Raw genomic sequence first — 13,340 nt, forward strand, 5'->3', positions numbered from 1 at the left:
TTCAGTGTGATTTCAGAAAGTTGCTTAGTCATGTGCCACTCCCAGATAGGCGTCGATGACGTCTTGGTTGTTGCGCACTTCGTCCGGCGTGCCGTCGCCGATCTTTTTACCGTAGTCCATCACGACCACGCGGTCGGACAGGTCCATCACCACGCCCATGTCGTGCTCGATCAGTGCGATGGTGGTGCCAAATTCATCGTTCATGTCGAGGATAAAGCGGGACATGTCCTCTTTTTCCTCAACGTTCATGCCCGCCATTGGCTCGTCCAGCAGAAGGATCGAGGGTTCCGCCGCCAGCGCACGGGCGAGTTCCACACGTTTCTTCAGACCATATGGCAGACGCCCAACCGGGGTTTTGCGGATCGCCTGAATTTCGAGGAAGTCGATGATCTTCTCAACCACTTCGCGGTTTTCAACCTCTTCGCGCTCAGCTTTGCCTTTCCAGATGGCCTGTTCAAACATATTGGCTTTCATCTGACGAAGACGTCCAGTCATGACGTTGTCCAAAACAGTCATGCCTTCAAACAGCGCGATGTTCTGGAAGGTCCGGGCGATGCCCTGCTGCGCCACCTCATAAGGTTTCATCGGCGGGCGCTTTGCACCTTTGTACCAAACCTCACCTTCCTGCGGCACGTAGAAGCCGGAGATGACGTTCAGCATCGACGACTTGCCTGCACCGTTTGGACCAATGATCGCGCGGATCTCGCCTTCGCGGATGTCAAAGCTGATGTCGGTGATCGCTTTCACACCACCAAAGCGCAGCGTGATGTTTTTCATTTCCATCACGGTTGGGCCGATGGTGCGGCCGTCGTCCGTGACGTAGCTATCGTTGCTCATGTCGTTCATTCCGCTGCCATCTTGCTTGCTACTGGCACAACTTGGGCGTCGCGCAGTTCGAGGGTCGCGCTGATGCTGCCTTTGCGGCCATCTTCATAGGTCACCTCGGTGGTGGTGGAGACACTGGTGGAACCGTCATAAAGCCCGTCCACGAGGTCTTTGAACTTATCGGCCACAATGACACGGCGCACCTTACGGGTCCGGGTCATTTCGCCGTCATCCGCATCCAGCTCTTTGTGCAGAACCAGGAAGCGGTGGATCTGACAGCCTGCCAGCATCGGGTCATCCGCCACAGAGCGGTTTACCGCCTCCACATGTTCCTGAATGCTGTCGAGCACCTTCGGGTGACCCGCCAGTTCTTGATAAGAGGCGTAGGCGATATTGTTGCGTTCCGCCCAGTTGCCCACCGCCGTCAGGTCAATGTTGATGAAGGCCACGCAGCGGTCCTTGCCATTGCCGAACAGCACGGCCTCAAGAATGTCAGGGTAGAACTTCAGTTTGTTCTCAACATACTTAGGCGCAAACATGGAGCCATCGGCCATTTTGCCAACGTCCTTGGCGCGGTCGATGATGCGCAGGTGGCCGCTTTTCTCTTCAAAGAAGCCCGCGTCGCCCGTTGCCACCCAGCCTTCCGCGTCCTTGGTGGAGGCGGTACTTTCCGGGTTGTTGTAGTACTCAACAAAAGTGCCCGGGCTGCGGTAGTGGATTTCTCCGTTGTCGTCGATTTTGATTTCCACGTCAGGGCTTGGCACGCCCACAGTGTCCGCGCGCACCTCACCATCCGGCTGTGCCGTGATGAAGACGGTGGCTTCGGTCTGTCCGTAGAGCTGCTTCAGGTTGATGCCGAGCGAGCGGTAGAATTCAAAGATTTCTGGACCAATCGCTTCACCAGCGGTGTAGCCCACACGCACGCGGCCAAAGCCCAGCGTGTCTTTCAGCGGGCCATACACCAGCACGTTGCCCATGCGATACTTGAAGTAGTCGCGCAGGTTGCCGCGATAGAGGTTCAGCAGGATTGGATCTTTGGCTTTGAAATGCTCGCGCGCCTTGCTGCCGTGACGCAGTTTGGTGAAGGCCATGCGGATGCCGTTTTCCACGATGGTTTCCATCGCAAAACCCAGGCCCATCGCATAACGCCAGCCGTTTTTGATGCGGCGCTTCATGTCCGGCTTGGCCAGGCTGCGCTTGGGCATGCCGTATTTCTCGCCAGCGGTCTTCGCGAAGTCCATGAAGTGATGGAACAGCGCGTATTTCAGATCGCCGCTGTCTTCCATCCGGATCATCACATTGGTCAGCGAGGTCTCAAAAATCCGCGGCGGCGCGAAGTAGTAGGTTGGACCAATTTCGCGCAGGTCGGTCATCATGGTGTCTGCCGATTCCGGGCAGTTCACACAAAAGCCGCACCAATACGCCTGCCCCACGGAGAAGATGAAGTCCCCAACCCAGGCCATCGGCAGGTAAGACAGGATTTCTTCGTCACCGGTCAGCGCGTCAAACTCCGCAGAGTTTTTGGAGCTTTCGATCACGTTGCGGTTGGAGAGCACCACACCTTTGGGTTTGCCGGTGGTGCCGGAGGTGTAGAGCATCACGCAGGTGCTGTCGTAGTCGAGCTTTTCACGGCGGGATTTCAGCTCGCCGATCAGCTCGTCATGGGCGGCACGGCCCTGCGCCTGAATGTGGCTGAACTCATGCAGCTGGCGGTGGTCGTACTTCCGCAACCCACGCGGGTCGATGTAGACCATATGCTCAAAGGTGTGCAGCTTTTCCTGGATCTCGATGATCTTGTCGACCTGCTCCTGATCCTCAACGATGGCGTATTTCGCGCCACAGTGGCCCAGAATGTATTCCATCTCTTCAGCCGCGCTGTCCTGATAGACCGGCACAGGCACCGCGCCCAGGGATTGGGCGGCAACCATCGACCAATAGAAATACGGGCGGTTGCGCCCGATGATGGCGACAAAGTCACCCTCTTTCACACCCAGATTGATCAGACCAAGCGCCAGCGCTTCGATCTCTTTCTCGGTCATTGCCCAAGTCCAGGTCTGCCAGATCCCGAACTCTTTCTCCCGGTATGCATCCTTGTCTGCAAACTGGGCGGCGTTCCGCTGCAACAGCGCCGGAATGGACGTCAGTCCGCCGGTCGCCTGTGACGACTGTGCCAAATTCTTTTCCTCCCTTAAGCCCGCCGAAACGGGCCAAAACCGCGTGAGCGATTCTCCACCTCTAGTGGTGCGTGTTTCACCCTGTTGGTCAACTTTTTCTTAAAGTTTTCCCAATCCTTACGAATTGTAACAAGCGCCATTTGCCCCTTTTCGCACCCCCAAATTGAGTGTTAGCGGTAGAGGAGAAGGAGAGCCGAAATGGAGCGAGCCGCAGCCACACAGGCCATGACTGTTGCCGGTCTGAACCTGATCAAACAGGCGATGTCGATCTATGACAGCGACCTGAAGCTGGTGGTCGCCAATGCGCGGTTTCGGGAGATGTTTTCCATTCCGCGCGTGTTATCCCAACCAGGGGCACCGTTTTCTGAGACCATCCGCTTTCTGATCGAAAATGGCGAGTACGGCGACATCCGGGATGAGGACAAAGAGGCCTTCATCAAAGAGCGCGTCGACCGCGCGCTAAATTTTGAGCCGCACTATTTTGAGCGCAAACGCGCAGACGGGCGTTGGGTTTCTGTCGAAGGGTCGCCCCTGCCAGAGGGCGGCTGGGTTGCGGTTTATACCGACATCACCTCGACCAAGCGGCAAGAGGCGCTGTTGCGGTCCCGTTCTGAGGAGCTGTCGGATCAGTTGCTGCAATACGCCGAGGAGCTGTCCGCCACAAACCGTGAGTTGGAAGCCACCGTGCAGGCGCTGGAAGAGGTGAAGCGGCAGCTGACGGATAGCGAGGCGCGGATGCGGCTGACGGCTGAGATGATGCCGGCGCATATCGCCCATGTCGGGCCGGACCGGCTTTATACCTACTCCAACCGCCGTCTGAGCGCGGTGATCCCGGGACGGCCTTCTGACATCGTCGGCATGCACGCCAGTGAGGCCTTGGGCGAAAACGCCTACAGCCATATCAAGCCGCATATGGACAAGGCCTTCAAAGGCGAGCCATCGGTGTTTGAATTCAACGAACACCCCAGCACGCGGCGCATTCGGGCGGCGTTTACGCCGGATGACAACGAAGGCGCGGCGCGCGGTGTCTACGTGCTGTCGATGGACGTGACCGAGGAAACCCAAGCACGGGTGGCCCTGCAACAAACCCGGCGGCGCGAGATTGCGGCGCAGATGACCAGCGGTCTGGCGCATGACTTCTCCAACCTGCTGACCATCATTCTGGGCACGCAGGCCAAGTTGCAGAAAATGGACCTGCCCGAAGACGCCAGTTCGCTGATCGAGGCCACCTTGGGGGCGGCGCGGCGCGGCGGCACGCTGCTGGACAACCTCGCCAATGTGACCGGGCCACGGGTGCCAAAACTGGCGCCCACCGACATGACGGGTTTTTTGTCTGAGCTGGAAACCTTGGCGCAGCCAACAGTAGGCGACGAGGTTGCGCTCATCATTGAGAACAGCATTCCAGAGGGCGCGGTATTGCTGGACCCAGCCATGCTGCACGATTCGCTGGTGAACCTCCTGCTGAACGCGGCTCATGCTTGTGGTCAGGGCGGGACAATCCTGTTGATTGCGGAGCTGGTGCAGAACACCTGGGTGCAATTCACTGTGCGCGACACCGGGCCGGGGTTCTCTGAAGAGGCTTTGGAACATGCGCTGGACCCGTTTTTTACTACCAAAGGCGCGGATGGCTCCGGCCTTGGGCTGGCGATGGTTTATGACATGACCAAGCTGGTGGGCGGCGACATCAAGATTGCCAACACCGAGACCGGCGGGCAGGTGGTGCTGCGTCTGCCGCTGCGCCGCGCGGTGCAGGATTCCACCCCGGGTCTGGCGCTGTTGGTGGAGGACAACCCGGACCTGCGCGGGCTGATCCGCGATATGCTGACCGATATGAAGCACACGGTGATCGAAGCCGCCAGCGTGGACGAAGCCCGCGTGTTGCTGGACCAGCTGCCAGATATCACGCTGGTGTTGTCAGATATTTCGCTGGAAGGCGATGCGACTGGTGTGGACCTGATCCGTGAGTTGGGCCGTGACCGAGTACCCACCTACCTGATGACCAGCTTGCCCCAGAGCCATGATCTCTATATCGAAGGCGCCGCACGCGCGCCGGTGCTGCCCAAGCCCTTCACGGCGGCGCAGCTTGACCAATTTCTGCATCCGAAGTGAGCCCCGCCATGACCGCCCCGCTTGTCACCATCCTGGACGATGAACCGGAAATCCGCATGATTTTGGCGGACGCTTTGGAGGACGCTAGTTTTCGCACCATGGCGTTTTCCCGCGCCACCGAGTTTGAGGCCGCGCTCAAGTCCACCACGCCGGATGTCTGCCTCGTGGACCTTGGCCTGCCAGACAAAGACGGGCTGTCGCTGGTGCATCGGCTGGCGCTGGAACTGGGCGCAGCGGTGATCATCATCTCCGGTCGCGCGCAAGTGCAGGACCGGATCACCGGGCTGGAGTTGGGTGCGGACGACTACATCATCAAGCCGTTTGACCCCACCGAAGTGGTGGCACGTGTGCGCGCCCGACTTCGCAAAGAGAAACCCGCCGCGCCGGTGGCGGCCAACACCGCCGTGTTTAACGGCTGGACCGCCTATTTTGATCGCTACGTTTTGGTCGATGAAACCGGCGCGGAAACCACCTTCAGCCATGCGGAAGGCGAGGTGCTGCGGCTGTTTCTCGACAGCCCCAAGCGGCTGATCAGCCGGGCGCAGATGCAAGAGACCTTGGGCGGCGCGGCGGGCGAAAGCTTTGATCGTGCCATGGATGTGCGGATTTCCCGCCTGCGTACCAAGCTCAAGGAAGACCCGAAAAACCCGCGTCTTATCAAAACCATCTACGGCGCAGGCTATATCTTTTTGGGCGATGTGACCTGGCAGTAACCCGCTGCATCTACACAGCGGTTACAAAATCGACACAATATGTAGCCAAACATCGCAAAATAAGGTATGTCTGGGAGCAGGTGGTCGCCAGAGCGCCCGGGTTGAATCCTCCTTCCAACCTGTGCGGCGTGGGCACATCCACTCACGGAAGGGCCGCGGACAATTTAGGGACAGGCGCGCGGTCTTTATGGGGACTGTGCAAGAACAAGTTCACTCCCGCCTTCCCCGCAGACCAGACCATCGGCTGCGGGGAATTTTTCTGTGCAACAGTGGGACAGCGCTCGACCGCGGGTGGGCGCCGCTGACCGAACCGATTGGCACTTTATGTCCGCCACACGTCTCCCGACTTCGCAAGCTCTCGAAACCGCTGCAAGAGCGCACGCCCATGGGGGCGGTCATGCGCTGGCCCGGGCATCTACGGTGCTGATCCGGACCGCACTTTGGCTGGCTGAATACACCTGGATTGAAAATGAGCGCGTTGCTCTGATAGCCAGCTTTGAGCCCATGGTGACAATCTGAAAAGAATTCTTATGGCTTTCGGTTTAAGGGAGGTAAGCTTTGTTCATGAAGAAACTTTGGCCTAAAATCGCTATAACTCTCCTTGGCCCGATCGTTGGTGGAATAACTTTTCAACTTTCCGGGCCTTGGTGGATCTACTTTGTTGCCTTAACTCTGTTTTTGTTTGGTCTTGTGTCATTCTCTTACAATTCAGAAGTTGAAAAATCCGGCTACGATAACAGGGTTGACGATGGACGAGCGCACAGTCCGGGATACGAGACCTTCGACGGAGGAGAATTTTGAAAATCGCCGCGCCCACTTAGTCCGCCCCACCGATCTTCGCTTTCCACAAAAAAGGCTCCCGAATACCTCCGGGAGCCTTTGTCTCATCCAAACAACCTGCTTACTTCACAGCAACCGTCTTCCAGCCGCCATTTTCCACCACGGAAATCACAACCTCATCCGCGCCGCGGTGGTCGTCCGGACCGTAGGTGGTCTGCGACCCAGTGAGCTCGTCCATATAGTCAAGCGTCTCCATGGCGGCGATAAAGCTTTCGTGGGTCAGGTCAGGCCCGGCCGCTTCCAGCGCGCGCACGACGGTGTCGGCTGCGGAATAGCCGAGCATCGCAAAGCCAGATGCAGGCTGATCAAACTTGGCTTTGTAGTCTGCGATGAATTTGCCCGGCACAGGATCGGCCGCACGCTCATAGAGATCGCGCCAACCGGCCGCTGCATAGAGCCCATCGGTCACGCCGCCCGGCACCATCGCCACCGGCTCCAGGAAGCCTGCGGAGGTGTTGAGGAATTTCACATCGGTCCAGCCTAGCTTCTTGGCGGTGCCCACAACCGTGATGCCCTGACGCACGCCCAGCGCCATGGTGATCACGTCACATTCCGCCGCCTTAAGCTTGGTCAGAGAGCCGACAAAATCCAGCTCATCCGGCTTGTGTGTGGTTTCCCCCGCCATGCTCAGCCCCATGCTCTCGGCAAGGTCTTTGGTGGACTCGGCAATCTCTTTGCCAAAGTCGGACGGGATGTACATGGTGCAGAGGTTTTTGGCCTCAAACTCTTCCGCAAGGTATTTCGCGCCAACCTGCACTTGGTCGTAATAGCTTGAGAAACCAATGAATTTGTTGTCCATCGGCTCCTGCAGCATCTGCCGCGCTGCCGACAGGGGGCCAACATTTGGAATGCCTTTGGGATCGAGCAGTTTGAAGCCGGCCACGTTCATCGGCGTGCCCAAAGACAGCAGCATGGCAAAGGCTTTGTCCCGGTTCAGAAGCTTGTTGTAGCCCTGCATCGCGCGCGGAATCTGGTAGCCGTTGTCCTCCACAACAAACCGGATCTGACGCCCGTGCACGCCACCGGCGGCGTTCACTTCGTCAAAGCGCATATTGGCGCCATTGACCGCCGGAACGCCCACCGCGGCAAAGATGCCGGACAGATCGTTTACGGACCCAATCACCACCTCGCGGTCGCTCACGCCTTGCGTGTCCGCAGCGACCTGGGAAGCCAGCGCCGCCGCGCCAACTGCCAGTACAGTCGTCAGTTTCTTCATAGTTTCCTCCCGTTTGAAGTGTGGTCTGGGGCCACATGAAATCGATGTTAATACATTTCCTCTATGAGTCCCGCGTGTTTCTTCTCCACAAAGCTGCGCTTGAGCTTCATAGTCGCGGTCAGTTCTTCATCCTCCGCCGTCAGCAAGACGTTGATCAGGCGGAACTCCTTGATCTGTTCCACCCGCGCGAACTCTTTGTTCACGTCGTCCACTTCGCCCTTGATGAGGTCGACCACATCTTGAGCGGCACAGAGCGAGGCAAAATCCGAGAACGGTACTTTGCGATCCTGGGCGTATTTCTCCACATTCTCCTGATCGATCATAATCAGGCACGTCAGGTATTTGCGCGCATCACCAATCACCACCGCATCCGAGATGTAGTGGCTGAACTTCAGACGGCTTTCGATCTCCGCCGGAGTGATGTTTTTGCCGCCAGCGGTGATGATGACGTCCTTGAGCCGCCCGGTGATGGTGACAAAGCCGTCCTCGTCCAGCTTGCCCACGTCCCCCGTGCGCAGCCAGCCATCCTCGGTGAAGGTCTCCGCTGTTTTCTCATTGTTGCGCCAGTAGCCCTGGAAGTTGTTCAGGCCAAAGGTCTGAATTTCGCCGTCCTCGGCAAGACGCACCTGAAACCCCGGCACGGCTTTGCCCACACTGCCCAGTTTGTTGTCGTCCGGCAGGTTGATGGAGGCCAGACCGGCGTTTTCGGTCATGCCGTAGCCTTCCAATAGCTGCACGCCAATCGCCCAATACCAGCGGATCAGTTCCGGGCTGATCGGGGCCGCGCCGGTGCCACCGCGGCGCATTTTGTCCATGCCAAGCATCCGGCGCAGATTGCGCAGCACCAGGAAATCCCAGATCGCGTAATTGAGCTGCACCCCGCTTGGGACCGGCTTGCGCGCGAGCAGGTAATCCGCGCGTTTTAGTCCGGCTTTGACGGCCAGATTGAAACACAACCGTCCAATGGTCGTGGCCTCTTGCGCGAGCACCAGCACGCGAGAATAGATCTTCTCCCAAACGCGCGGCACAGCGGTGAAATGGGCGGGGGAGACTTCTTGCAGGTTGTCAAAAACCGTCTCCGGGCTTTCGGCAAAGTTCACGGTGGATTTGCCTGCAATCGGGAAATAGGCGCTGACGTTGCGCTCCAGGATGTGGCACAGCGGCAGGAAGCAGAGCTGTTCATCCTTGTCCATCGTCGGCAGCGCATGGGCGCCGGACACACAGGCGGCGATCACGTTTTCCTGCGACAGCATCGCGCCTTTGGGCATGCCGGTAGTGCCAGAGGTGTAGATCAGCAGACCCGTGTCTTCTGGTTTTGCCTTTTTGATTTCTTCTTCAAAGACCCCGTGGTTTTCCGCCTCATAGGCACGCCCGGTTTCATAGAGGTCGTCCAGAAACACACATTTGTCGTGGCGCAGGTCATGCAGCCCGTCTTGGTCCAAGATGATGACCTTCACCACATGGCTGGCTTGGTCTTCGATCTCCAGAAATTTGTCGAGCTGCTCGTCATTTTCCACAAACAGGAAGCGGCTGCCGCTGTCGCGCAGAAGGTATTCCAACTGGCTGGCGCTGTCGGTGGTGTAAACGCCCGACGCAATGCCGCCGACACATTGGATGCCCATGTCGGCATAAAGCCATTCCTTGCGGTCTTCGGAAAGGATCGAAACCACCTCGCCGCGCTCCAACCCCAAGGCCCGGAGGCCAAGGCCGATCCATTTGGCATGGGTCCAGTAGTCGGCCCAGGAATAGCTCTGCCAGATACCGAGGTCTTTTTCGCGGTGCGCGGTGCGGTCGCGCAGCTGTTCACAGCGTTTCTGGAACAGGCCAACAACCGTGTCGCATCCGTCCACAAGCGCAGGTTTCTGCCCCGGTGTGGCAGAGACAATCACGCCGTTGATTTCGACCTGCTCCGGCGGCTGGGATGTGGTGTGAATGTTCATGATCCTGCCTCCCCTCAGCGCCATGTTTTCTTGCGTTTCCAGCGCCGTTCCCCGCGCGCGCCTTCCTCCTGATGACCCAGATAGAAGGCTTTGATGTCTTCGCTCTCCATCAGGCGTTCGGCGGTGTCGTCCATCACAATACGGCCGACTTCCATCACGTAGCCCACATCCGCCAGTTCCAGCGCAACCTTGGCGTTTTGCTCCACGAGCATCATGGTCACGCCTTCATCTTTGTTCAGGCGTTTGAGGATGGCGAAGATTTCCTGCACCAACAGCGGTGACAGACCCAAGGATGGTTCATCCAGCAGCATGATCTTGGGACGCAGCATCAGGCCGCGCCCAATGGCGAGCATCTGTTGTTGTCCACCGGACAGCGTGCCCGCCTCTTGGTGGCGGCGTTCGGCCAAGATCGGGAAGTAGTCAAAGACCATCTGCCGATCTTTCTCGATCTCCGCCTTGTCACTGCGCGTGTAGGCGCCAAGCGACAGGTTTTCGTCCACCGTCAGAAGCGGGAAGACCTCACGGCCCTCGGGCACATGTACGATGCCTTGGCCGACCACTTTGTGGGGCTCCATGCCTTGGATTTCGCGGCCCTCAAACACCACCTGACCCTTTTCGGGGTCCATGATGCCGGAGATGGTTTTCAGGAGCGTCGACTTGCCTGCACCATTGGCGCCCAGCACGGTCACCACCTGCCCCTTTTCGACCTTCAGCGACACGCCACGGATCGCCATGATTGGGCCGTAGAAGCTCTCGATGTTCTTGATATCAAGCACTGTTTCGCCCATCACGCCGCCCCCGCGCCAAGATAGGCCTCAATCACGGCCGGGTCGGATTGCACCTGCTGCGGCGTGCCTTCGGCGAGCTTGGCCCCATCGGCCAGCGCCAGCACACGGTCGGACACGCCGGAGACCAGCCCCATGTCGTGTTCCACCATCAAAACGGTGATGCCCATCTGTTTGCGGATGTCATCAATCCACCAGCGCATGTCTTGGGTTTCCTCGACCGAGAGACCAGAGGCCGGTTCATCAAGCAGCAAAAGCCGCGGCCCAGACGCCAGCGCGCGGCCCAGTTCGACCACCTTGCGCACCCCATAAGGCAGCCCCGCGATCATCTTGTCGCGGTAGGGCTGCAGATCGAGAAAATCGATGACCTCTTCAACAGCCTCGCGATGGCGCTTCTCTTCCTGCCGCACCTTGGGCGTGAAGAGCATTTCCTGCACCAAATTGGTCTTGCGATGACGGTGCCGACCCACCAGCAGGTTTTGCAGAACCGTGGCGTGGTCAAACAGCTCAATGTTCTGGAACGTGCGCGCGATGCCGAGGTCGGCCACGGAATCTGCATTGCGATCCAAGAGGTTATGGCCATCAAAGGTGATTGATCCAGCGTACGGATTGTAAAAGCGCGAGATCAGGTTGAAGACCGTGGATTTGCCCGCGCCGTTGGGGCCTACGATGGCGTAGACCTCACCCTCTTCCACCGAAAACGTCAGATCGTTGACCGCGACAACGCCACCAAACTTGAGCGTCGCGTTGTTGATTTCCAGCAAAGTGCTCATCTCAAACGCTCCGTCTTCAGATAGCTCTTCTGACGCTTGAACATGTCTTTGCGCGCAAAGGGGAAGAGCTCAAACCAGATGCGGATTTTCATCCAGCGGCCGTAGATGCCCATCGGTTCAAACAGGATGAAGAGGATCAGGATCATGCCAAACACGCCGGTTTCCAGACCAGGAATGGCCACCGAACTGCCGCCGATCAGGTCTTTGGTCATCGACAGGAATTGCGGCAAGAACGCCACCACCACCGCGCCAAAAAACGCGCCGTGAATGGAGCCAAGCCCGCCGATCACAATCATCATCAGAAGGGTGATGGAGATCACGATGGAGAAGGTCTCGTTGTTAAACGCCCCCGCATAGAATCCCATCAGCGCCCCGGCCAATCCGGTGATCGCGCAGGAGATGCCAAAAGCCGCCGCTTTGGTGCGCGCGATATGCACACCCATGGCGGTGGCTGAGACTTCACTATCTCGCACAGCCGCCATGGCGCGCCCCAAGGGCGAGCGCAGTAGGTTGCGATAGGCCAGCGTGCAGAGGATCGTGACGGCCAGCACCAGCCAGTAGAAGCGGTCCGGTGTGGTCCAGCGTTCGATCTCGATGCCGAAGATATTGATCATCGGAGCAAACTTGCCGGACACGCCATCGGTGATCGGCTCCATCAGCACAATGATGTCATCGGCCAAAATGGACAGCGCGATGGTCGCAATAGCAAGGTAAATGCCATGCAAGCGGATCGCCGGGATGGCGATGATGGTGCCGACCACGCCAGTCAGAATGCCCGCCGCTGGGAAGGCGATCAGGAATGGCCAACCCTGCTCCATAAAGATGATGCAGGAGTAACAGCCCAGCGCCAAAAAGGCCGCATGGCCAAGGCTGGCCTGACCGGTTTGCCCGGTCAGCAGCATCAGGCCAAGGCCCGCGATGGCCCAGATCAGCACGTTGGTGACTTCACCGAGGAAGAAGTCATCCATCAGCCACGGCAGGGCCACCGCGATCACAATAAGCGTTGCGTAGACACAAAAGCTCCACCAGTCGGGAAAAAGCCGGATGTCATGTTCGTAGGATGTTTTGAAATGTATCCGCATGCGCTCAGACCTTCTTGACCCGGACCTGCGAGAACAGGCCATGTGGGCGGAACACCAGCACAAAAAGAAGGAGCGTATAGGGCGCAATCTGGCTGTAACCTGCCGGGAAGTAGCGGGAGGCAAAGGGCTCGATCACACCTACAATCAGCCCGCCCATCAGCGCACCGGGTAGCGACCCAAACCCGCCAATCACCGCAGCGGCAAAGGCCTTGATGCCCAGCAAGCCCGCGTTGGGATCAATCGCGCCTTTGGAGGCAAAGAGAATACCCGCGACCGCGGCCACTGCGCCGGACAGACCCCAAATCATGCCCTGCACGCGCTTCACTGGAATGCCCATGAAGTAAGCCGCCATCTGGTTTTGGCTTGCGGCCTGCATCGCCAAGCCCAGCTTGGTGCGCTGGAAGAACTGATAGAGGAAATAGGTGAGCAGCACCGTCACCACGATCACCGCAATGTCCGCCATGCCCAACACCACACCGCCGATGTTGAAGTCGCCAATGGCCAGCGGGCTTTCCAAGGTCTGTGGCTCATGGCTCCAGATCACACCAGCGACAAAGCGAATGACAAAGCCCAACGCGATGGTCAGGATCACCACCGCTGTCTGGCTTTGGCCAAATAAGTGGCGCAGCACAAAGAAGTCGAGCAAATAGCCCAGCACCGCCATGATCGCGATGGCCAGAGGCGCCGCGATCCAAAACGGCAGCCCCATGTAGTGGGCGTTTGTCAGCCCCAAACACACAAAGGCGCCGAGCATCATGAAATCGCCCTGGGCGAAATTCACCTGTTCAGTCGCCTTGTAGATCAGCACGAAGCCAAGCGCGATCAAGCCGTAGACACAGCCATTCGCAAGCCCGCTGACGAGCAGTTGCACAACTTCCAATGT

10 protein-coding genes are annotated in these 13,340 nt (G+C 58.4%); 2 read left to right on the forward strand and 8 right to left on the reverse strand.

Annotated elements, in window-relative coordinates; translation table 11 throughout:
• Positions 1-24: 24 nt before the first annotated feature.
• Positions 25-846, reverse strand: coding sequence for an ABC transporter ATP-binding protein (locus SIB38_RS01895; RefSeq protein WP_168591110.1), 822 nt, complete (start codon positions 844-846; stop codon positions 25-27).
• Complete coding sequence (locus SIB38_RS01900; protein WP_412551221.1) at positions 843-2,999, reverse strand: AMP-binding protein; 2,157 nt, start codon at positions 2,997-2,999, stop codon at positions 843-845. Before SIB38_RS01900 ends, SIB38_RS01895 begins: the two co-directional genes overlap by 4 nt.
• Before the next feature lie 198 nt (positions 3,000-3,197).
• Between SIB38_RS01900 and SIB38_RS01905 the strand changes: the two genes are divergently transcribed.
• Together SIB38_RS01905 and SIB38_RS01910 are read left to right on the forward strand one after the other, a co-directional pair.
• A complete protein-coding gene (locus SIB38_RS01905; RefSeq protein WP_294115749.1) occupies positions 3,198-5,108 on the forward strand; it encodes a PAS-domain containing protein in 1,911 nt (636 codons plus the stop codon).
• A gap of 8 nt (positions 5,109-5,116) precedes the next feature.
• On the forward strand, positions 5,117-5,821 hold the full coding sequence (locus SIB38_RS01910) for a response regulator transcription factor (RefSeq protein WP_412551222.1): 705 nt from the start codon (positions 5,117-5,119) through the stop codon (positions 5,819-5,821).
• 901 nt (positions 5,822-6,722) lie between these two features.
• Here SIB38_RS01910 and SIB38_RS01915 read toward each other — a convergent pair.
• Genes SIB38_RS01915 through SIB38_RS01940 form a run of 6 tightly spaced genes read right to left on the reverse strand, consistent with a single transcriptional unit; the run spans position 6,723 to position 13,337 of the window.
• Positions 6,723-7,877: an ABC transporter substrate-binding protein gene (locus SIB38_RS01915; RefSeq protein ID WP_412551223.1), complete on the reverse strand. Its 1,155-nt coding sequence runs from the start codon at positions 7,875-7,877 to the stop codon at positions 6,723-6,725.
• A 47-nt stretch (positions 7,878-7,924) separates the two neighbouring features.
• The gene (locus tag SIB38_RS01920; RefSeq protein WP_412551224.1) at positions 7,925-9,817 is read right to left on the reverse strand and encodes an AMP-dependent synthetase/ligase; all 1,893 of its coding nucleotides are present in this window, start codon (positions 9,815-9,817) and stop codon (positions 7,925-7,927) included.
• A 14-nt stretch (positions 9,818-9,831) separates the two neighbouring features.
• Positions 9,832-10,605 (reverse strand): ABC transporter ATP-binding protein, encoded by a 774-nt coding sequence (locus SIB38_RS01925; protein ID WP_294115742.1) that lies wholly within the window; start codon positions 10,603-10,605, stop codon positions 9,832-9,834.
• The gene (locus tag SIB38_RS01930) at positions 10,605-11,375 is read right to left on the reverse strand and encodes an ABC transporter ATP-binding protein (RefSeq protein WP_294115740.1); all 771 of its coding nucleotides are present in this window, start codon (positions 11,373-11,375) and stop codon (positions 10,605-10,607) included. The genes SIB38_RS01925 and SIB38_RS01930 overlap by 1 nt, the downstream gene beginning before the upstream one ends.
• Positions 11,372-12,457, reverse strand: coding sequence for a branched-chain amino acid ABC transporter permease (locus SIB38_RS01935; protein ID WP_294115738.1), 1,086 nt, complete (start codon positions 12,455-12,457; stop codon positions 11,372-11,374). Before SIB38_RS01935 ends, SIB38_RS01930 begins: the two co-directional genes overlap by 4 nt.
• 4 nt (positions 12,458-12,461) lie before the next feature.
• Positions 12,462-13,337 (reverse strand): branched-chain amino acid ABC transporter permease, encoded by an 876-nt coding sequence (locus tag SIB38_RS01940; protein ID WP_294115736.1) that lies wholly within the window; start codon positions 13,335-13,337, stop codon positions 12,462-12,464.
• Positions 13,338-13,340 lie beyond the last annotated feature (3 nt).

It is taken from the genome of Shimia sp. MIT910701, assembly GCF_047126315.1.
GTDB lineage: Bacteria > Pseudomonadota > Alphaproteobacteria > Rhodobacterales > Rhodobacteraceae > Shimia.

Coding starts and splice junctions, on each gene's coding strand:
- SIB38_RS01920 (WP_412551224.1), bottom strand. CDS start 9,817: ATGAACATTCACACCACATCCCAGCCGCCGGAGCAGGTCGAAATCAAC.
- SIB38_RS01925 (WP_294115742.1), bottom strand. CDS start 10,605: ATGGGCGAAACAGTGCTTGATATCAAGAACATCGAGAGCTTCTACGGC.
- SIB38_RS01915 (WP_412551223.1), bottom strand. CDS start 7,877: ATGAAGAAACTGACGACTGTACTGGCAGTTGGCGCGGCGGCGCTGGCT.
- SIB38_RS01930 (WP_294115740.1), bottom strand. CDS start 11,375: ATGAGCACTTTGCTGGAAATCAACAACGCGACGCTCAAGTTTGGTGGC.
- SIB38_RS01905 (WP_294115749.1), top strand. CDS start 3,198: ATGGAGCGAGCCGCAGCCACACAGGCCATGACTGTTGCCGGTCTGAAC.
- SIB38_RS01895 (WP_168591110.1), bottom strand. CDS start 846: ATGAACGACATGAGCAACGATAGCTACGTCACGGACGACGGCCGCACC.
- SIB38_RS01910 (WP_412551222.1), top strand. CDS start 5,117: ATGACCGCCCCGCTTGTCACCATCCTGGACGATGAACCGGAAATCCGC.
- SIB38_RS01935 (WP_294115738.1), bottom strand. CDS start 12,457: ATGCGGATACATTTCAAAACATCCTACGAACATGACATCCGGCTTTTT.